Raw genomic sequence first — 19,152 nt, 5'->3', positions numbered from 1 at the left:
AAATTAAATTAATCATTTAATATCAGTAATTTACATTTTAATTTGTGTTGGCCTGATAGTTGCTCTGTCAGGCTATTACCGACACAAAAGTAAGTAGCAAAATGAAATTTGATATTAAAGAACAAGATTTAATCATCAAGCCCTACAACCAAGAAGGGCCAATTTATATTCGAGAGCAAAAAGGGCATTTTCAACGTATCCGTCGTTACTTAGGCTGGGTGCTGATGCTGACGTTTATCGCCATACCATGGATCCCATATGATGGTCGCCAAGCTGTATTACTCGATGTAGCGAGCCAAAAATTTACCCTGTTTGGATTAACGCTGTTACCACAAGATTTTATGATCTTAGCCATGCTATTTATGACTGGCGCGTTTGCTTTGTTCTTCGTCACTAATTGGTTAGGGCGTGTTTGGTGTGGTTACACTTGCCCACAAACAATTTGGATGCTGATGTTTACTTGGGTCGAGCATAAAGTCGAAGGTAACCGAAACCAGCGCATTAAACTTGATAAAGCTGATTGGTCAGTAAGTAAATGGCAAAAGAAAATCACTAAGCATGCAGCTTGGCTGGTGATCTCTTTGCTTACATCTATGTCATTTATGGCTTATTTCATCCCTGCTAAGTCTCTTTACATGAGTTTATTTACCCTAGAAATGTCTGGGATCGTCAGCTTTTGGGTATTCCTGTTCGCTTTTTGTACCTATGGTAATGCGGGCTTTCTACGCGAAAAAATGTGTACTGTCGCATGCCCTTATTCACGTTTTCAATCAGTGATGTTTGATAAAGACACGTTAGTGGTTACCTACGATCAAGCGCGAGGGGAGTCTCGTGGTGCGCGTAAACGTAAAGCCGATCCTAAAGAGTTAGGTTTAGGTGACTGCGTAGACTGTAACCTATGTGTGGAAGTATGCCCGGCCGGTATCGATATTCGTAATGGCTTGCAGTATGAATGCATAAACTGCGGCTTATGTATCGATGCGTGTGATAGCACTATGGAAAAATTCAATTATCAAAAAGGCCTGATCAAGTACGCCTCTGAAAAACAAATGGAAGGCAAAACGACCAACCCATTTAGACTAAAACTGCTTGGCTATGGTGGTTTAACGGCGTTGTTTGTTATTGGTATGGTTGTATGGATGGCAATGCGTACAGCTATTGAAGCCTCTGTCATTCGTGACCGTAATGCCCTGTATCGTGTTAATTTTGAAGGCTTAGTAGAAAACCCATATACCTTATCAATTATCAACAAAACACAGCATAGCTTGAGCTATTCAATCGGTATCAGTGGTATTGAAGAAGCAAGCTTACAGGTGCCCGAAAATATTACAGTTGAGGCGGGTCAGATGAAGCGTGTGCCTGTTACTGTGGTTGCTGATGGCTATGAATTGAAATCAAAGGTAACGCCTATCAGTTTTCACATTCAAGCATTAGAAGATGCTGATATCGCAATTACCAAAGAAACTAAGTTTTACCGAGATTGACCCTGACCTAAAAGTGAAAATGGCTTGTAGTTAACAAGCCATCTTTGCAAATTCGAGCTGCTTTTGCACATAAGCTTTAGCGCTGTCTAAATCATCAAATAAACAGTCCATTATTTGAATCGGAGATTGCGCTTGCGCAATGATGCGTTTCATTTGGTTAAGCACAATGGATGAGCTAAACATATAAGCGGTTGCTACACAGTTTGTGCCTTGCAGGGCACGAAATAATTGGGTAAAACCACGTTCTGCATCAGGGGTGGTAGCAAGTAATTGGGTAGAATGACTAATATATGCCCACGGCTTTCCAGCTAAAGCAGTAATATGCTTTTTTAAATCGACTGCAAAGTCATTGACTAAACGTGCGTTAATATTACCAGAAAATTGTCCAATAATAATTGGACCATCAGTGATGATACTGACACTGCCATAGTGATTCTTAAATTCCAATTTGCTTCCCTTTTGAATTAAAAAGAGCGCGAATTTTATACAATTGTATGTATGTGTCTAGTTATTTAGTATGTAAAAAAGAAAAAACATATTTTTTTCTTTAATTGGATTTTGTTGGGGTTTTTATTTGTTTAATTGTATTCAGAGCGAATAAATAAGTCGCTCTGAATTTAAAATATAGCTAACTATTTGTTAACAATGTAGTTCAAAGCACCAGTAATTGAGGCTACTTGTGCATCAATACAAATTTTATCATTTGCTTGTGGGCTGTCAGGGTAAACCTCTGTTGTTGTGACATATTCTGCATCGGTTAAGCCCATACATAACCCCAGCTTTTTGGCTTGGTAATTAATAACGCCAAATTGAGTTTGTGGTACACCAATCAACTGGTTATTCTCATCACTTGGTGCGATGTGGGTTACTTTCTCAACTGATTTTATAATCGCTGTTTGAAATGCATCATGCGGACGTTCGCTATCAGCAACAAGATAAAAGCCATCTGGAATGTTCCAGTTATCGTGAGTCGTTGCATCACGTGCTGCCAGAGCAGGGCGAAATTCACTATTGTCAGTATCAGTTGTTTCATGAAGGTCAATATGCACATAGGGTGCAATAGCGTTGTCGGCTAAATATTGCATGATTGCGGCAGACTCTTCAGCTGGACTATCTGCATAGAATGAGCGATTTGGATCCGTGGCATTAGGGTTCCAGCGGTTAATTGTTTCATAACCCCAAGGGCTGATACACGGTGCCACTAAGATATTAAATTCTGCAAAATAGTCTATGGCCTTGACTTTAGCAAACGCTAATGCACCATGCACACCGCTTGTTTCGTAACCATGTACACCACCTGTGACTAAAACAGTTGGTTTGTCTGCTTGCCATTGTTTGCTTTTTAAAATGTAAAGAGGATATTTATCGCTGTCATAGCTCAGTGCACCATACTGCTCAATTTCAAAGAGTGTAGACAGAGCATCAAGTTGTGAGACAACATCTTCACGGTAACTGCGTTTTACTGATTGTAATTCAAGCCACGCTTTTTTGTCGGCGTCGGTCCATGGCTTACCAGGCGTTCCGATTGGGTAACTCATAAAAATACCTTGTTGTGTTGAGGTGCAAAATGCCAAGCTTATCGAAGCTTAGCATTACCTGCAACTAGATAAGGTCAGTGCTTATATTGGCATGTTCGTATAGCTGGGCATGTTGCTTTTTATGAGTATCGAAAAGGTATTGACGAAGAGCAATTTCGCCCTCGTGTACCGTAATAATTTTTGCTGCAATACCATTGCTGGTAACACGAACAGGTTTAGCAGACAGAACAATACGCTCTTTTTTTGGCAGCTCAAATGCTAATAACAGCTCTTTTGAAAAGTCTGGCTTATTTTGTTTTGGTTTTAACAAAACTCCCGTACTTGATAGTGACAGAATAATGTAGTGGTCAGTTTGCAGGTTTAGATGAGGTGCTCGCCAACTCCGCTCGATGCCTTTCGTATCTATAACCTCAGGAGCACTGAGTAGAGGAATAACCTGGCCATTTTCATCATTAACAAACTCCAGCGGGAACCATAATTGATAAACACCCACTTCAGCAAGTAAGGTCAATTTAGCGTTCTTTAATAATCCGTTGAGTTTATCGGGTAAGTTTAGTTTTACAGACATTTTGGTGTTTGTGACTTCATCACTGCCATCATCTGCATTTTCAAAGAGTTGGTTAAAAAATGAGAGTTCTTGTTCTGTTAAATGCGCCATCCTTAGCTCCTTTTACAATACGACTGGCCAATAATATCACAAATTGTATGAATTATGAGCATTTGTTGTGCCAGATGTTTTTCGATTTTCTTTTACTACTTATTTGACATACACTGATGGGAAAAAGTTTACAAGGATTTTATTTTGTCGAGCCTGACTGGTGTTAATAAGAGTTTAGTTATATTTGCGGCTTTAGTGATTGTTTTAGCAGGTATAAAAGCTGCAAGTGTGATTGTTATTCCTTTTGTTTTGGCTGCCTTTATTGCCATTATATGTAATCCCCTTATACGTTTTTTTGCCGGGTATAAAATTCCCAAGGGCGTTGCAGTGGTGTTAGTAATGCTCATTATTGTTGGCGTTGGGATTAGCCTTGCCGGTTTAGTTGGGCAATCGATGACCGATTTCTCTGAAAAACTACCCGAGTATAAAACACAACTAAAAGAAGAGTTTGTTTGGGTGGTTAATGTTGCTGCAAGTTATAATATTTTGATTGATAAAGAGCAGATTATTTCTTTATTCGATCCGGGCAAAATGATCGATGTTGCAACGAATATGCTAACGGGATTAGGGGGAGTGATGGCCAACCTGTTCCTAATTATATTAACCGTGGTGTTTATGCTGTTTGAAGGACCGATGCTGAATAAAAAAATTCATTTAGCACTCGATGACCCAGAAATGAAAATGCAACAAATTGATCGCTTTCTAGGGTCAATAAACTCTTACCTCGCAATAAAGACCATGGTTAGCTTGGCTACAGGTCTTTTAGCTGGGTTTATGCTTTGGGCACTGGACGTTGATTATTTTGTATTGTGGGGTGTTGTTGCTTTTATGCTTAACTACATTCCTAATATTGGTTCTATCATTGCAGCGGTACCTCCTGTATTACTTGCTTTGATAACGCAAGGGCCGCTAGTTGCAGGGATCATTGCTGGTGGCTATTTAGTGATTAATACAGTGATGGGTAATATCGTCGAGCCAAAGTTCATGGGCAAAGGCTTAGGTTTATCAACGCTGGTGGTTTTTTTATCGTTAATTTTTTGGGGCTGGTTGATGGGAACAGTAGGTATGTTGCTGTCAGTTCCACTGACCATGATAGTAAAAATTGCTTTAGAAACCAGCCAAGAAGGGCGGTGGCTTGCAACTTTACTTGGTAACGGTGAAGAGTTAACAATTGATCAATAGCAATTTGCTAGATTAAGCAAAATTTAAATAATAAGGCGCTAACGCGCCTTTTATTTAAGAGGTTGTTTTAGAATATTTAAGTGATTACCAAGGATATTTATTTCACAAAGCTTATAGGTAATGGCTGCCTTGGTTGCGTTTGGCATTTCATTTAAGTATCGCCAACGACAGCTGTCTTCTAGATAGCGCTCTTGATTCACTAAGCTTCTTTTAAAGATAGGCAGTAATTGACTATTTCCCGTGTCTTCTTTGATTTTTTCAATATCCATAGTGAGTTTATTTACCCACATTTTTTGATCGCGTTGCAAATCGCTAATCACTTGGTCAAGACATTGAATATAACGCTTAGTTTCTTCGGTATTGTTGCTTGCTAACTGGCAATCATGTGGTGCTTGTGAAGCCTGTGATGCCAGTGTTACAAGAGCAGCGCACAAAGTGAGTGTTATAGTGAATTGTTTATTTTTTATCATGATAATTAAACTCTAATATAAACTCAGCACCACCCAGTTTTTCTGCATCTCGGATAGTCAATGTGCCATTATATGAGTTTACTAAATCTGATACGATGGCCATACCAACACCATGCCCACTCTCATATGTATCGAGTCGGGTGCCGCGGGTTAGTAGCGATTCACGTTTTTGCTCTGGGACACCTGGTCCATCATCACAAATGCTGAGAGTTAATTGCTTATTTTGCTTAACCTTTATATCGACCTGCGAACGGCAAGCTTTACAAGCATTATCGATTAAATTACCAAGCAGTTCCATTAAATCTGTTTTATCACCTAAAAAATAATCTTTTTCACTGACCTCAGAAGTGAAAATAATATCTTTATCGCGATACACTTTACTCATTGCACTTAAAATTGACTCGATAACCGGCTTAATATGGGTTTGCTTTTTCCATGTATCAGAGGCACCCGTAGCGGCACGTTTTAATTGATGTTCGATCATCACATTAATACGATCCAATTGCTCTTGTGCATCAGCATCATTGGCCAATGGGCTTGACTTAAGCACTGCCAATGGCGTTTTTAATGCATGAGCAAGATCGCTTAATGATGCGCGGTAACGCTCTTTTTGGCGCTGCTGCGATTCAAGCAATAAGTTTAAATCGGCTTTAATAGTTTGCAACTCAACCGGGTAAAGACCTTTTATTTGCTGGTTATCGCCCGATTCAATGGCTTTAATTTCTTTATCGAGACGCTGTAGTGGTCTTGCACTCCACACAAAACCAATTGCCATCAGCGCAGCAATGGCCACTCCCATCACATACATCCAATTAACCAGTGTTTGTTTAAAGCCATCCATCAGCCTAAGTAGAGCATCATTACGTTTTAATAAGATAAAACGGGCATGCTCCGATTGGTCAATGTTTTCTAAAATAACGGTAAGTGTTAATTGCCAATAGACGGTATTGTTGTATTCAACACGGCGAAAGTCAGCAGAGCCTGCTGGAGCTTCAAAGTTATCAGGAATAAAGTTGATGTTGGTGGCTGATTCAGAATACCAAACAGGTAAGTCGCCGCGATAAATCATCGCATAGGTATCTGAGTTTAATCTATTTAGCTCTGGAGTTAAGATGGTACTTGGCATAACAATGCCGCGTTCAGTGAAATCGACTTCAGAGATTAATGAATATAAGTGAGCTTCAAGGGTTTTTTCGGTCGCTTCGACTAAAGAGGCGTAATAAGCCTTACCAATTGAGAAAAACAGAATTGGTAGGGCTACTAATAAAACAAAGACAAGGATAAATCCTTGCCTTACTTTAAGCGGTATTTGCGATGCTACCACTGACTTTTAAGCCTATAACCACGGCCGCGTAATGTTTCAACTGGGTTAAGGGTGCCATCAGGGTCAAGCTTTTTACGTAAACGCAATACGAATACTTCGATTACGTTTGAATCAAGGTCGAAGTCTTGATCGTAAATGTGCTCTGTTAGCTCAGATTTAGAAATTACCTTTTGAGGGTTAACCATGAGGTATTCTAACACTTTGTATTCGTATGCAGTTAAGCTAAGTTCTTTATCGTTAACCCACACTTGCTGTGAGCGAGTATGAATTTTGATAGGACCAGCTGTCATTTCTGGGTTTGCTTTACCTGCACTTCTACGGATAAGGGCATTACAGCGGGCAATTAGCTCTTCAACATGAAACGGTTTTGTAAGGTAATCATCAGCACCTGCATCGAGGCCTTCTACTTTATCTTGCCAACGGTCGCGCGCCGTCAAAATCAAAATAGGGATGGTAATGCCTTGAGCGCGAGCTTTGGTAATTAATTCGATACCGTCTACTTTTGGAAGGCCTAAATCTACCACCGCCATATCAAGCGGGTACTCAGTAATGTGGAATAAACCAGCTTCACCATCGTGACAAAGGTCAACGCTATAACGCTCTTTTTCTAGAGCATTACGAAGGTTATCTGCTAAGTGTAAATCATCTTCAATAACTAAAATTCGCATTCTTAATCCTTTTTCACTTCGCCAGTCTTTTTGTTCACATGGACGTCAACCACATGGCCGTTCGTTTTTAAAATTCTTACGGTAAATACTTTGTCTTGCTCTGTGATTTTTAGGGTTCGGCCATCTTCAGACTTTTTGGCAATCATCACAGCTTGCTTTTTAGTCACCTCAGGTGCTTGGTTTTTATTGGCATCAGCATGAAAGCTTGATAATGCAAATAAAAGACTAAAACTGAAGGCTAATAATGTGCGCATGACGGGGAACTCCTAAACCAGACCCATTTAGTTTAATTAACCAATTAACTAAAATTCAAGTAATTACGTTAAATTCTGTAATTTGATAGCCAGATCTTAGTTAATAAGCCGTGAACAAACACTGAATTATTGATTCAGTTGAGTTCAGGCTTTAACCAAACACCTTTTTAAATGGTTTTACTACTGAGTTGTCATAAACGCCTGCAGCAATATAAGGGTCGTTTGCTGCCCATTCGCGTGCTGCTTCTAATGAATCAAATTGCGCGACCACTAATGAGCCTGTAAAACCAGCCTCAGCTGGGTCTTCGCTATCAATTGCAGGAAGAGGGCCTGCTGTGAATAAACGATTTTGATCGTCTAACTCTTGAAGGCGAGCTAAGTGAGCTGGGCGTGCAGATTTACGGGCTTCTAAACTATTTTCAACATCAGTTGAATAAATCATATACAGCATAGTGAGTTCTCAATGTTATTTTTAGAAAATAGTAGCATATTGTTACCAATAGACGAGAGATTATTGTGTCATACATATGTGTTCAGTCGCTAAATAATCTTTACAGCTTTGCTTATAGCTTTCACTTATAAAGCTTGAAATACGCGGTGTAACACTGGTAGAGTCGCTGGGTTGAGAAAATAATAATAAGGTTTTTAAATGAGCGAAAAACGCGAGCACTTTAGCTCCCGCCTCGGTTTTATTTTAGCGGCAGCCGGTTCTGCTGTAGGTATCGGAAACTTAGTAGGTTTTCCTGTTTCAGCTACAAAAAACGGTGGTGGTGCTTTTCTTTTAGTTTATGCACTGTTTGTGATTTTTATCTGTTTGCCTGTGATGATGGCCGAAATGGCGATGGGCCGAAAAGCACAGAAAGATCCGCTTGGTTCATACAAAATCTTAGCGGGTAATGATCCAAAATGGAACTTTGCTGGCTTTTTAGCGGTATTAACGCCGTTTATGATTGCCGTTTTTTACATGGTGATCACCGTATGGATTTTCGGTTATTTATCGCAAACTGCATTCGGTAATCTAGATGCCTTGGCACAGCCTGATAATTTTGGCACTTTTATCAATAGCTACACAGTGTTTGGCTATATGGCCGTTGTTGCAATCATTGTTAACTTGATTCTGGTTGGTGGTGTAAAAGAAGGTATCGAGAAAGCGGCTAAGTTTATGATGCCAGCTTTATTTGTACTACTCACTGCGCTGGTTGTTTACGTTTTAACACTGGATAATGCCATGGCAGGTGTGAAGTACTACATCGTTCCTGATTTCAGTAAAATGGATGCGAGCGTTTTAAATGGTGCATTAGCTCAAGCGTTTTTCTCATTGTCACTGGGTATGGGTATTTTAATGACCTATGCATCTTATATCTCTAAGAAAGACGATATTGTTGGCAGTGCTAAAATGGTTGCTGTAACAGACTCTCTTGTTGCCTTTATTGCGGGTCTTATGGTGTTACCGGCTATTTTTAGTTTTAACCCGAATACAGATCCAAGTACGTTATCTGACTCATCAGTGTCGATGATTTTTGTATACTTACCGAAAATTTTATTAGCGCTTCAAGCTGATATTGGTTACGTGGGTGCATCAGTTGTAGCGTTTGTATTCTTCTTATTAGTCTTTTTTGCTGCAATTACATCGCTTGTATCGATTGTTGAGGTACCGACAGCTTCATTAAGTGATCGCAAAGGCATTAGCCGTAAAAAAGCGTTAGCTATTTTAACTCTATCAACCGGTGTTTTAACTGTGCTGTGTACAATGTCGTTTGGTATGGTTGAATCATTAACAAATTTTGTTAGTTACGGCGGTGCGGATAAGAGCTTATTCGATATTGTTTATGATGTGTTTTACGACACGATTTTACCTCTTAATGGTTTAATGGTGTGTTTATTCGTTATGTATCGTTGGAAAAAAGCGAATCTTTCTGAAGAGTTAAGCCAAGGCTCTGAAGGCTATATCGGTAGTTTTACAGAGAAGTATGTGAACTTTTCGCTATCAACGTTTATTCCGGCAATTTTATTACTTATCTTTGTAAATACGGTCGCAACAAAGTTTTTTGCATTTAGTATTTTCGGATTTTAAAAGCCAGCTCAATACTCAGCCGCGCACTTGCGCGGCTTTTTTATAGCCCTAGAATGCCCCTGCATCAAGCACATCACCTAAGCCAAGCGTAAACATCCATAACCCCCATAAGCTGTGCTCTATAACACACACGAAGGTAGAACGGCTTTGCGCATAGGTGTAAGAAAACAGCAGCCCACCTAAAAATGCCAGCAGTACTGCGAGTACATTCGCATAGACAATGTGAGCCAACGCAAACACCGATGCACTGACGATGATACGCACGGTTTTACTTGGCATAATCCGTTTATAGCGGTGAAAAAAGTAGGTTCTAAAAATAAGCTCTTGCGGCATCACCGATAAAATGGGGTAGAGCAATAACAACATTAGCCAATCGTTAAATGAATTTCTTGGCAGTGAAAACCAGTTTTCTTGATTCATGATGCCGTAAAACATCCCTGAGAATAGCGCTCCTAAAAAGAAAAAACTAAATAAGCGACGTTTTACCGCACTAAATTGCCCAAGGCTAGTTAAACGAAAACGCTTAAAATGGGGGTCTGATAACAGCAACATGCCGCAAACAGTCATTAAAATAATAAGTGCAGGAATAAGCCAGTTCGCGAGATAGGCACGCAGAAAAAAGCCTAATAGCGGTAAAGAAACAAATATGAGGGTAAATTCAAACCAGCGGTATTGGTTAGCGTTCAATGTCGTCTCAGCGTGTTTTTTATTTACGCTAACAAGCTAAGACGACAGATTTATGACATTAAGATCGCTTAGGATCTTTCTTTTCGTCATCTTCAGGTAAGTATTTGAAAAGGGCAATGATCGTTGCTAACACGCAAACAAAGGTAATACCCATTAAACCAAACACTTTAAAGTTAACCCAAAAATCGAGCGAGAAGTTATAGGCAATGTAGATATTTAGCGCAGAGATACCTGCGGTCACTGCAACCCAAAACAGGTTAAGTTTATTCCATAGTGCTTCTGGTACATCAATTTCTTGTTTACTTTCAGAGGCATTTTCTAAAACTGAGCTAAGTGCTTTTTTCACAAGATTTTTGCCAAGCACATAGCGGCTTACTAACAAAGTGACACTGAAAATGGCATAAACAATGGTGGCTTTCCATTTTACAAACTGCTCGTCGTGGAATACTAAGGTCAGCGTACCTAATACCACCGCTATAGCAAAAAACACCCAGTGACGGGTTGGTACTTTGCCATCTTTAAAATAACAATAAGCAACTTGAATTAAGGTGGTTAGCATCAGCAAGGCTGTTGCCCAATAAATATCAACTAACTTGAAAACCGCAAAAAATAAAATCAGCGGGATGTATTCAATAATCGCATGCATAAATTTATAAATGCTCTAATTTAAAAAGATACTGGGTTGTATCAAGTTATTGCGCAAGATACAAGGTTGACTTAGTTGCCCTGAAAGCTTAGCCTCCCGAGCCAATCTGGCCTAAACCTGCGTTTAGGTTGTTTTACCTTATCTTTTTCCGCTTAACCTCAGATGATTAAGCGGCGTATTTTGGAGCATTTTTATGAATAAAGCCGCACTAGTATCTCAAATGGCTGCCTACAGCGAATTAACAAAAAAAGACACACAAGCAGCTTTAACGAGCATGTTAAATGCTATCGAAAAGTCTCTTTCTGAGGGTGACCAAGTGCAAATTAATGGCTTTGGTACGTTTGCCTTGAGTTATTACCCTGCACGAAAAGGGCGCAACCCGCAAACTGGTGAAGAAATTGAAATTGAAGGCGCCAACAAACCTGTTTTTAAACCTGCAAAAGCCCTAAAAGACGCCCTATAAGCAGGATTTGCAAAGGTCTTGTAGCTTTTACAGGGTGTGTCGCTTTGAATTTTCAATAAATGCAATATTTTCAGTTGGTTATATTTGGCATGGTGTCTGCTGTATTAGTGTGAGTTTTCACAAATAAGGAGATAGCATGTCAAATCTAAATAGCCAACTAAACGGTAAGAAAGTAGCGATATTAGCAACAAATGGTTTTGAGCAGAGTGAGCTGCTATCACCGCGCAGTGCGTTGCTTGAAGCAGGAGCTGAAGTCGAAGTTGTTTCGCTTGAAAGAGATGACATTACTGGTTGGGATGAAAATCAATGGGGAAAACGTGTAAGCGTTGACCGCATAGTCAGTGAGACAGATTCAAGTGAATATGATGCTCTATTACTACCGGGCGGTTTATTTAATCCAGATACTTTACGCCAAAACAGTGAAGCTAAAGCCTTTGTTGATGGCTTTTTTAGTGCAGGCAAAAACAAACCTATTGCCGCGATTTGCCACGGCCCATGGTTACTAGCCGAAATTAACAAACTACGCGACCGCAAAGTGACGTCATACCCAAGTATCAAAACTGATTTAATCAATGCTGGTGCAAATTGGGTTGATCAAGAGGTGTGTGTTGATGATGGCATAGTCACAAGCCGAAGCCCAGCCGACTTAGAGGCTTTTAATCGTAAGTTTATCGAAGAGATTAAAGAGGGTGTGCACCGCCACCATTAAAAATTAATGAGTAGATACATAAAAGGGCCTTTAAGGCCCTTTTTTAAGTAATAAAACAACTTACTTTGTAGCGGCTTTCATACTGGCTACAAACTCTTTTAAACCAGTTAGCATTGCTGCTTGGTCATCAAGGTTCGCCTCGATGATTTTAACAACCGCAGAGCCTGAAATCGCACCAGCAGCCCCTGAATCGAGTGCTGATTTAACATCTTCCGGTGTTGATACGCCAAAGCCTAATAATGCCGGTGCAGCATGGTAATCTTTTAGCTTTTTAACTAATGAATCTGCTGGCATTTGTGCTTTGGTTTCTGTACCTGTTACACCTGCGCGTGAAAGAAGGTATGTATAACCACGACCATATGACGCACATTCTCGAAGAGTGTCATCATCTGCATTCGGTGTTGCAATAAAAATTGGATCAATACCATTTTTCATTGCTGTTTGGCGAAATAGCTTTGACTCATGCAGCGGTACGTCAGCCACTAAAATTGAATCAACGCCTGCTTCTTTAGCATCTTGATAGAACTTTTCAAGGCCACGCTTAAACACAAGGTTTGAATACAATAACAGGCCAATTGGAATATCGGCATTGTACTGGCGCACTTGTTTGATGATATCAAAGCAATCTTGGGTATTAATGTTTTCATCAAGCGCGCGAATGTTGGCAGCTTGGATCACCGGGCCATCTGCAATCGGATCTGAAAACGGAATACCAAGCTCAAGGGCATCAGCACCGCCATCAATTAAGCTTTTAATGATTTCTACACTGAGTGCTTTATTAGGATCACCAATAGTAACAAACGGTACAAAGGCACCTTGATTCGTTTCATTTAATGTGGCGAACATTTGTCCGTAACGGTTGGTCTGGCTCATAGCGCGCCTCCTTCTGATAAAACACTGTGTACGTGAGCCAAATCTTTATCGCCTCGGCCACTTAGGTTTACTACTAAAATAGTGTCTTCGGTTTGTTGTTCGGCATATTTAAGGGCGTATGCAAGGGCATGGCTTGATTCAAGCGCTGGAATAATCCCTTCGTTTTTAGCCAGTAGTTGGAACGCTTCAAGCGCTTCAGTATCGCTAATACCAACGTACTCTGCACGGCCAGTTTCATGCAAATGAGCATGCTGTGGGCCTACAGCTGGGTAATCAAGACCTGCTGATACAGAATAAGACTCTTCAATTTGGCCATCGTCATTTTGCATAATATAAGTATAGGTACCGTGTAAAATGCCTTTTGTGCCTTTACATAGCGTAGCACCGTGTTGATGGGTATCTAAGCCTTTACCAGCGGGTTCTACACCAATTAGTTTTACGCTTGGCTCATCAATAAAGTCTGTGAACATACCAATGGCGTTAGAACCACCACCTACACAAGCCAGCACCGCATCCGGTAAGCGACCTTCAGCTTTAAGCACTTGTTGTTTTGCTTCTTCACCAATCATTTTTTGGAACTCACGCACCATGGTTGGGAATGGGTGAGGGCCTGCTGCAGTGCCTAGTAAATAGTGAGCATCTTTATAATTTGCTGACCAGTCACGCAGTGCTTCGTTTACTGCGTCTTTTAAAGTACCAGAGCCTGCTGTGACAGGAATAACCTCTGCACCCATTAGTTTCATACGAAATACGTTTGGTTGCTGACGTTCAACGTCTTTTGCACCCATGTAAACACGGCATTTTAAGCCAAGTAGGGCACACGCAAGGGCCGTTGCAACACCGTGTTGGCCGGCACCTGTTTCTGCAATCACTTCTTTTTTACCCATACGCTTGGTGAGCAATGCCTGACCAAGTACTTGGTTGGTTTTGTGCGCACCACCATGGAGTAAATCTTCACGCTTTAAATACAGTTTTACCTTAGGATTTTTAACTAAGTTACGTGTCAGAGTTAATGGCGTAGGACGACCTGCGTATTCATTTAATAGTTTTTCAAACTCAGCCTGAAAAGCTGGATCGTTTTGTGATTTATTAAACTCTGCTTCTAGTTGCTTGAGTGCTGGCACAAGCAGCTGTGGTACAAACATACCACCGAATTCACCGAAATAAGCTGGATTTTGCATTCTAACCTCAATAATTTCTGATATGCGAAAACGCATTTTGTAATTTTGTTTGGCACTTTTTGCCCGCTGACGCTTCAACGCCAGAATTTAGGTCAAGGCCATTAGCACCGCGATAAAGCGCTGCATGAATATTTTCTGGGTTTAAACCCCCGGCTAACATAAAAGGTACCGTTGCCGTCTCTAGCACTGACCAATCAAATGCTTCGCCTGTGCCGCCTTTTTGGTTTTTGCTGTAAGTGTCGTATAAATGGCGGTCAACCCCTTCAAGCGGTTTAGGTAATTCACCTTTAACGGCTTGGGCTTTCCAAATTTCACAGCCAAGCGGTAATTGCTTTCTGAGGCTTTGAATATATTCGCTATTCTCATCGCCATGTAATTGCACTGCAGCTAGTTTCAAGCTTTGTGCATAATCGACCACTTGTTCAAGCGGTGCATTGACAAACACACCTACATACGCGAGTGGGGCACTTTGCGTAACTTGCTTGGCGCAGTCGATATCGACATAACGTGGCGATTTAGGATAAAAAATTAAGCCACCATACACAGCACCACTGGCATAGGCTGCCATCGCATCTTGTGAGCGAGTTAAACCGCACACTTTGTTTTCACCTAAAATGACTTTACGACATGCGGCTTCTAAGTCGCGCTCAGCCATTAGTGAGCTGCCAATTAAAAAGCCATCGCACAGTGGCGCAAGGCGTTTTACATCTTTATGGGTATAAATGCCCGACTCTGAAATAACCACTTTGTCATTTGGGATAAGCTGGCGTAATCGCTCTGTTGTTGCAAGATCAGTACTTAAATCACGAAGGTCGCGGTTATTAATACCAATTAGGCTGGCATTAAGTGCAAGTGCACGACTTACTTCTTGCTCATTACTGACTTCTGTTAGTACCGACATGTTTAAAGAGTCAGCCACTTTGTGAAGCGCTAAATATTGCTCGTCATCAAGGACTGAGAGCATTAATAAAATGGCATCACCACCAGATAAGCGTGCTAAGTAAACTTGGTACTCATCAATAAAGAAGTCTTTACAAATAAGTGGCTGCTCCACTTGGCTGCGCACGTATTCAAGGTACTGATAGCTGCCTTGGAAATATTTTTCGTCAGTTAGTACGCTCATACAGGTTGCGTACTTTTTATAAACAGATGTAATTTCGTCTAAATTGAATGGTTCGCGAATAAGCCCTTTTGACGGTGAGGCCTTTTTACACTCTAAAATAAATTGTGTGCCTGTTGCTGCTAACGCCGCTTCAAAGTCTCGCTTGGTTGGCACAACATCGCCAATGAATGACTCAAGCGGGCGCTGTGCTTTTCTTTGTTCTAATTCAATGCGTTTGTCGGCAACAATTTTGTCTAACACGTTAGCCATGACTTACCTCAATAATTGCGTTCAATGTGTCCATCGCTTTGCCTGATGCTAATAATTCGCTTACTTGATCTGCGGCTGCTTTTAAATCACTTGCTTTATCGGTTAAATAAAGAAGGGCGGCAACGTTGGCTATAATGGCTGCGTTATGCGCCATCTCACCTTGACCATGTAAAATTGCTAAGCTTGCTTTTGCGTTATATTCTGGCCCTTGGCCTGCAAGTTGTTCAAGTGAATAGTTTGCAAGACCAAAATCGCTCGCTGTTAGCGTGTATTCGCTCAGTTCACCGTTATTTAGCTCAACCACTTTGGTTGTCCCGTGCAAGGCAATTTCGTCAGTGCCTGCACCGTGAACCACCATGGCGCGTTTTGTGCCAAGGGTTTTTAAGGTTTCGGCCATTGGTAAACACAGCGAAGGGTTATAAACACCAAGCAATTGCACCTCAGGGGCTGCAGGGTTTGCCAGCGGCCCTAAAATATTAAAAATTGTGCGGCTTTTAAGGGCTGTTCGCACGCCCATCGCATGGCGTACACCACTGTGATAATGCGGTGCGAATAAAAATGCAAACCCCGTATTTTCTAAACAATAGGCCGCTTGCTCAGGGCTCATATCGATATTGATACCCAAGGCTTTTAGTAAATCCGCTGAGCCAGAATTACTCGATACACTGCGATTACCATGCTTGACCATGTTGATGCCCGCAGCGGCGGCTACAATAGCAGCAGTAGTACTAATATTAATGGTGTTTGAGCCATCGCCACCGGTACCACAGCTATCAGCAAGCAAGGTTTTGCTGGTTTTAAATGGCACTGCATTGGCGCGCATTGATGCTGCCGCACCGGCGATTTCATCACTTGTTTCGCCTTTTAGTTTTAGGGCGATAAGTGCAGCAGTTAATTCAATATCATTAAGCTGGCCATTCATGATGGCATCAAACAATGCAGTTGCTTGCGAAAACGATAAATCTTGCTTTGCTAATAATTGGTTTAACTGGGTTTGAGTTGTTGCTTCCATGTTATTCCTCTACTGCACGCGTGCGGTTAAAAATTCAATGCTTTGCTGTAATAGCAATGCGCCATTTGGCGTTAAAATTGACTCAGGATGAAACTGATAGCCAAGGGCATTATCTTGTTGATGGTAAATTGCCATTGGAATATTTTCATAACAAGCAATTACTTCAACATCATCAGGGACTTTAGTTGCCATTAATGAATGATAACGAGCAACTGGCATTTTATCGCCCATACCTGCGAATACTGGGTGCTCAGTCAACGTAATAATTGATGACTTGCCATGCACAGTTTCGCCTGCATGACCAATAACCCCGCCGTAGCTTTGTGTTAGAGCTTGCTGTCCTAAACAGATACCCAGCATCGGGAAGCGGCCTTTACATAGTTCAATGAGTTCCATTAAACAACCCGCATCAGATGGCGCGCCAGGGCCGGGTGAAAGCACTAATAACACCGGTACTGTCTCTTGGCACATTTTCTCAAAGATGCTTTGTGCACTGATGTTATTACGGTATACCACTAACTGGCACCCTAACATAGAAAGTTCATCGACTAAGTTATAACTAAATGAATCAAAGTTATCTAAAAAGTAGATTTTATAGGCTGATGTTGTCGTCATTATTGTGCCTCGTAAGTCGATTGAATCGCAGTGATCACAGCTTGTGCTTTAGCGCGGGTTTCATTGGCTTCTGATTGTGGATCTGAATCAAACACCACACCTGCACCTGCTTGCACATAGGCTGTACCGTTTTTAACAAAGGCAGAGCGAATAACAATACAGCTATCCATAGCGCCATCGCCAGTTAAATAACCCACTGCACCTCCATAGCTGCCACGGCGTTTTTGTTCGGTTTGACGAACTAATTCAGCGGCGCGAACTTTAGGCGCGCCCACTAAGGTGCCCATGTTCATACAGGCTTGGTAGGCATGCAGCGCATCGAGTTCAGGCTTTAAAGTGCCAACAACGCGTGAAACTAAGTGCATCACTTGTGAGTAGCGGTCTACTTTTAATAATTCTTTCGCGTGACGTGTGCCTGGTACGCTAATACGGGCAACATCATTTCGCGCTAAATCAACTAGCATCAAGTGCTCTGCACGCTCTTTTTGGTCGTTGCGAAGTTCAAGCTCAATGCGGCTGTCTAGGTCTGGATTAATTTGCCCGTTAGCAAACTTGCCACGAGGGCGAGTGCCGGCAATAGGGTATACCTCAACTTGTTTACTCTCTACACAATATTTGAGGGCTGACTCGGGCGATGCGCCAAATAACACAAATTCTGCATCGCGCATATAAAACATATATGGGCTTGGGTTTTGTAGTTTTAATTGGCTGTAAGCATGAAGTGAGTCTGGGCAGGCGAGAGAAAAAGTACGTGACGGAACAACTTGGAAAATATCGCCATCAACGATGTTCTTTTTCAACTTGATGACATGTTCGCAGTATTGCTCGTCGCTTACATCCACAGAGATTGGGTTTGAGCCTGCTTGCTTTTGCCCTTGGTAGCTTTGTGCATTGTCGCAAACAGTATTTAAACGCTCTAACTGTTGACCAACCTCAAAACAATTAGCATGAACTTGTGGGCCGTTAAACACATTGCCAATTAGCTCGGTTGTTTTTGCTTGATGGTCGATGACAACTAACGTTTCGGCGAGGTAGAAAACATAATCAGGGCAGCTGTTTTCGCCGTCAGGGACATCAGAAAGAGTTTCAAAATTAGCAACCATGTCGTAGGCAAACACACCGCCTAAGAACACAGAGAATGGGTTGTCTGTGGTGCTTTTAATACTGTTAATGCAGCTACGTAGCGCACTAAATGCATTATCTGCTACTAATTTACTGGCTTCATCAATATCGCTGGCAATCTCGTTGTAGGTTAAGGTTAATGTGTCTTCTACAAGCTCTGCAGAGCAGTTTTGCACATGAGTTTGTAAATAAGGCAGTAATTGCTTGCCGTTATTAGACTGTGCTGTGAGTGTGACCTGTTTGCCTTGGCAAACAATACGTAGCGCTGAGTCAACCAAAATTAGACTTTTTACACTGTCTTTAGAATCAATTTCAGCAGACTCTAACAGCAGTGAATTAGGCTTATCGAGTAAACTGTATAACGCAAGTGGGCTACTTATGTAGTCGCGCACTTGAGTGATACTGGTTACTTCACCCGGTGTCGTTGTTATATGACTAAAAATCAAACCTCATTCTCCCTCATTCCCAAAAACTCTTTAAAAAACAAAACCCCGCAAAGCGATGCTTGGCGGGGTTCGTATAAAGATGCCTATAAATTAGATAGACCCTTACCGTCCCGCTAAGCCAGGCGCCACCACCAATGATGTGTAAGAGTTGCTATGTAATTCATTATAAAACCTTAAAATTTAGATATAAAAAAACCCGCTACATGAGCGGGTTTAGAAATCGTTAGACACGACAATTCGTCACCCGCTTGTTACGAGTGCCACCACCAAATTGTGATTTGAATTGTTTTGTTCATTGTTGTTTCTTATTTAACGTGTCTGAAAGTGCATACAGTAAAGCGTACCTGAGCCGATACTGTCAAGCATTAATTTAC

General features: G+C 41.2%; 21 protein-coding genes. 5 read left to right on the top strand and 16 right to left on the bottom strand.

Annotation, left to right across the window (positions count from 1 at the left end):
- The first annotated feature begins 101 nt into the window (after positions 1-101).
- Entirely contained in the window at positions 102-1,484 is a 1,383-nt protein-coding gene (gene ccoG / locus NH454_RS15725) for a cytochrome c oxidase accessory protein CcoG (RefSeq protein WP_253039627.1), read from the top strand.
- A 30-nt stretch (positions 1,485-1,514) separates the two neighbouring features.
- On the opposite strand, the gene NH454_RS15720 is transcribed toward ccoG, so the two are convergent.
- The 3 genes from NH454_RS15720 to NH454_RS15710 form a co-directional block, all read right to left on the bottom strand.
- Positions 1,515-1,931 carry a hypothetical protein gene (locus tag NH454_RS15720; RefSeq protein WP_135925261.1) on the bottom strand — a complete coding sequence of 139 codons (417 nt, stop codon included), beginning with the start codon at positions 1,929-1,931 and terminating at the stop codon, positions 1,515-1,517.
- A 185-nt stretch (positions 1,932-2,116) separates the two neighbouring features.
- Positions 2,117-3,022 (bottom strand): M14 family metallocarboxypeptidase, encoded by a 906-nt coding sequence (locus NH454_RS15715; RefSeq protein ID WP_253039626.1) that lies wholly within the window; start codon positions 3,020-3,022, stop codon positions 2,117-2,119.
- 64 nt (positions 3,023-3,086) lie between these two features.
- The gene (locus tag NH454_RS15710; RefSeq protein ID WP_138557331.1) at positions 3,087-3,680 is read right to left on the bottom strand and encodes a hypothetical protein; all 594 of its coding nucleotides are present in this window, start codon (positions 3,678-3,680) and stop codon (positions 3,087-3,089) included.
- A 144-nt stretch (positions 3,681-3,824) separates the two neighbouring features.
- On the opposite strand from NH454_RS15710, the gene NH454_RS15705 reads away from it, so the two are divergent.
- The gene (locus NH454_RS15705; protein ID WP_135925254.1) at positions 3,825-4,862 is read left to right on the top strand and encodes an AI-2E family transporter; all 1,038 of its coding nucleotides are present in this window, start codon (positions 3,825-3,827) and stop codon (positions 4,860-4,862) included.
- A 50-nt stretch (positions 4,863-4,912) separates the two neighbouring features.
- Here the strand turns inward: NH454_RS15705 and NH454_RS15700 are convergent, their stop codons facing one another.
- From NH454_RS15700 to NH454_RS15680, 5 genes are all read right to left on the bottom strand, one after another.
- A complete protein-coding gene (locus NH454_RS15700) occupies positions 4,913-5,332 on the bottom strand; it encodes a hypothetical protein (protein ID WP_138557332.1) in 420 nt (139 codons plus the stop codon).
- Complete coding sequence (locus tag NH454_RS15695) at positions 5,319-6,656, bottom strand: ATP-binding protein (RefSeq protein WP_135925250.1); 1,338 nt, start codon at positions 6,654-6,656, stop codon at positions 5,319-5,321. The genes NH454_RS15700 and NH454_RS15695 overlap by 14 nt, the downstream gene beginning before the upstream one ends.
- Positions 6,650-7,324, bottom strand: a complete 675-nt coding sequence (locus tag NH454_RS15690) for a response regulator transcription factor (protein WP_054552907.1) — start codon at positions 7,322-7,324, stop codon at positions 6,650-6,652. Before NH454_RS15690 ends, NH454_RS15695 begins: the two co-directional genes overlap by 7 nt.
- Positions 7,325-7,326: 2 nt before the next feature.
- Positions 7,327-7,578, bottom strand: a complete 252-nt coding sequence (locus tag NH454_RS15685) for a PepSY domain-containing protein (RefSeq protein WP_235383767.1) — start codon at positions 7,576-7,578, stop codon at positions 7,327-7,329.
- Positions 7,579-7,729: 151 nt separating this feature from the next.
- A complete protein-coding gene (locus NH454_RS15680) occupies positions 7,730-8,029 on the bottom strand; it encodes a YciI family protein (RefSeq protein WP_135925245.1) in 300 nt (99 codons plus the stop codon).
- A 198-nt stretch (positions 8,030-8,227) separates the two neighbouring features.
- Here NH454_RS15680 and NH454_RS15675 point away from each other — a divergent pair, with 198 nt between their 5' ends.
- Positions 8,228-9,652, top strand: a complete 1,425-nt coding sequence (locus tag NH454_RS15675) for a sodium-dependent transporter (RefSeq protein ID WP_199526209.1) — start codon at positions 8,228-8,230, stop codon at positions 9,650-9,652.
- Positions 9,653-9,700: 48 nt separating this feature from the next.
- On the opposite strand, the gene NH454_RS15670 is transcribed toward NH454_RS15675, so the two are convergent.
- Together NH454_RS15670 and NH454_RS15665 are read right to left on the bottom strand one after the other, a co-directional pair.
- Positions 9,701-10,339 carry a CPBP family glutamic-type intramembrane protease gene (locus NH454_RS15670; RefSeq protein ID WP_188730278.1) on the bottom strand — a complete coding sequence of 213 codons (639 nt, stop codon included), beginning with the start codon at positions 10,337-10,339 and terminating at the stop codon, positions 9,701-9,703.
- Between the two features lie 58 nt (positions 10,340-10,397).
- The gene (locus tag NH454_RS15665; RefSeq protein WP_235383765.1) at positions 10,398-10,985 is read right to left on the bottom strand and encodes an inner membrane-spanning protein YciB; all 588 of its coding nucleotides are present in this window, start codon (positions 10,983-10,985) and stop codon (positions 10,398-10,400) included.
- Positions 10,986-11,178: 193 nt separating this feature from the next.
- On the opposite strand from NH454_RS15665, the gene NH454_RS15660 reads away from it, so the two are divergent.
- Both NH454_RS15660 and NH454_RS15655 read left to right on the top strand, forming a co-directional pair.
- On the top strand, positions 11,179-11,448 hold the full coding sequence (locus NH454_RS15660) for an HU family DNA-binding protein (RefSeq protein ID WP_138557335.1): 270 nt from the start codon (positions 11,179-11,181) through the stop codon (positions 11,446-11,448).
- Between the two features lie 136 nt (positions 11,449-11,584).
- Complete coding sequence (locus NH454_RS15655) at positions 11,585-12,157, top strand: type 1 glutamine amidotransferase domain-containing protein (protein WP_138557336.1); 573 nt, start codon at positions 11,585-11,587, stop codon at positions 12,155-12,157.
- 60 nt (positions 12,158-12,217) lie between these two features.
- On the opposite strand, the gene trpA is transcribed toward NH454_RS15655, so the two are convergent.
- Genes trpA through NH454_RS15625 form a run of 6 tightly spaced genes read right to left on the bottom strand, consistent with a single transcriptional unit; the run spans position 12,218 to position 18,778 of the window.
- Entirely contained in the window at positions 12,218-13,030 is an 813-nt protein-coding gene (trpA, locus tag NH454_RS15650; protein ID WP_199526206.1) for a tryptophan synthase subunit alpha, read from the bottom strand.
- Complete coding sequence (trpB, locus tag NH454_RS15645; protein ID WP_135925232.1) at positions 13,027-14,211, bottom strand: tryptophan synthase subunit beta; 1,185 nt, start codon at positions 14,209-14,211, stop codon at positions 13,027-13,029. The genes trpA and trpB overlap by 4 nt, the downstream gene beginning before the upstream one ends.
- Before the next feature lie 7 nt (positions 14,212-14,218).
- Complete coding sequence (gene trpCF, locus NH454_RS15640; protein ID WP_235383764.1) at positions 14,219-15,583, bottom strand: bifunctional indole-3-glycerol-phosphate synthase TrpC/phosphoribosylanthranilate isomerase TrpF; 1,365 nt, start codon at positions 15,581-15,583, stop codon at positions 14,219-14,221.
- Positions 15,576-16,595 (bottom strand): anthranilate phosphoribosyltransferase, encoded by a 1,020-nt coding sequence (gene trpD, locus NH454_RS15635; RefSeq protein WP_235383763.1) that lies wholly within the window; start codon positions 16,593-16,595, stop codon positions 15,576-15,578. The genes trpCF and trpD overlap by 8 nt, the downstream gene beginning before the upstream one ends.
- Before the next feature lie 9 nt (positions 16,596-16,604).
- Positions 16,605-17,210: an aminodeoxychorismate/anthranilate synthase component II gene (locus NH454_RS15630; protein ID WP_135925225.1), complete on the bottom strand. Its 606-nt coding sequence runs from the start codon at positions 17,208-17,210 to the stop codon at positions 16,605-16,607.
- Entirely contained in the window at positions 17,210-18,778 is a 1,569-nt protein-coding gene (locus NH454_RS15625; protein WP_253039625.1) for an anthranilate synthase component 1, read from the bottom strand. Before NH454_RS15625 ends, NH454_RS15630 begins: the two co-directional genes overlap by 1 nt.
- Between the last annotated feature and the right edge of the window lie 374 nt (positions 18,779-19,152).

This window comes from Pseudoalteromonas sp. Ps84H-4 (assembly GCF_024124645.1).
GTDB classification, from domain to species: domain Bacteria; phylum Pseudomonadota; class Gammaproteobacteria; order Enterobacterales; family Alteromonadaceae; genus Pseudoalteromonas; species Pseudoalteromonas lipolytica_C.
Note: the sequence above shows the minus strand (reverse complement) of the source record. Positions and strands in the feature narration are given on the sequence as shown.

What these genes read in the sequence shown, in the direction of transcription:
- NH454_RS15660 (WP_138557335.1), top strand. Translation starts at nt 11,179, where the DNA reads ATGAATAAAGCCGCACTAGTATCTCAAATGGCTGCCTACAGCGAATTA.
- NH454_RS15665 (WP_235383765.1), bottom strand. Translation starts at nt 10,985, where the DNA reads ATGCATGCGATTATTGAATACATCCCGCTGATTTTATTTTTTGCGGTT.
- NH454_RS15700 (WP_138557332.1), bottom strand. Translation starts at nt 5,332, where the DNA reads ATGATAAAAAATAAACAATTCACTATAACACTCACTTTGTGCGCTGCT.
- trpB (WP_135925232.1), bottom strand. Translation starts at nt 14,211, where the DNA reads ATGCAAAATCCAGCTTATTTCGGTGAATTCGGTGGTATGTTTGTACCA.
- NH454_RS15710 (WP_138557331.1), bottom strand. Translation starts at nt 3,680, where the DNA reads ATGGCGCATTTAACAGAACAAGAACTCTCATTTTTTAACCAACTCTTT.
- NH454_RS15715 (WP_253039626.1), bottom strand. Translation starts at nt 3,022, where the DNA reads ATGAGTTACCCAATCGGAACGCCTGGTAAGCCATGGACCGACGCCGAC.
- NH454_RS15690 (WP_054552907.1), bottom strand. Translation starts at nt 7,324, where the DNA reads ATGCGAATTTTAGTTATTGAAGATGATTTACACTTAGCAGATAACCTT.
- NH454_RS15685 (WP_235383767.1), bottom strand. Translation starts at nt 7,578, where the DNA reads ATGCGCACATTATTAGCCTTCAGTTTTAGTCTTTTATTTGCATTATCA.
- trpD (WP_235383763.1), bottom strand. Translation starts at nt 16,595, where the DNA reads ATGGAAGCAACAACTCAAACCCAGTTAAACCAATTATTAGCAAAGCAA.
- NH454_RS15630 (WP_135925225.1), bottom strand. Translation starts at nt 17,210, where the DNA reads ATGACGACAACATCAGCCTATAAAATCTACTTTTTAGATAACTTTGAT.
- NH454_RS15655 (WP_138557336.1), top strand. Translation starts at nt 11,585, where the DNA reads ATGTCAAATCTAAATAGCCAACTAAACGGTAAGAAAGTAGCGATATTA.
- NH454_RS15675 (WP_199526209.1), top strand. Translation starts at nt 8,228, where the DNA reads ATGAGCGAAAAACGCGAGCACTTTAGCTCCCGCCTCGGTTTTATTTTA.
- trpCF (WP_235383764.1), bottom strand. Translation starts at nt 15,583, where the DNA reads ATGGCTAACGTGTTAGACAAAATTGTTGCCGACAAACGCATTGAATTA.
- NH454_RS15680 (WP_135925245.1), bottom strand. Translation starts at nt 8,029, where the DNA reads ATGCTGTATATGATTTATTCAACTGATGTTGAAAATAGTTTAGAAGCC.
- ccoG (WP_253039627.1), top strand. Translation starts at nt 102, where the DNA reads ATGAAATTTGATATTAAAGAACAAGATTTAATCATCAAGCCCTACAAC.
- trpA (WP_199526206.1), bottom strand. Translation starts at nt 13,030, where the DNA reads ATGAGCCAGACCAACCGTTACGGACAAATGTTCGCCACATTAAATGAA.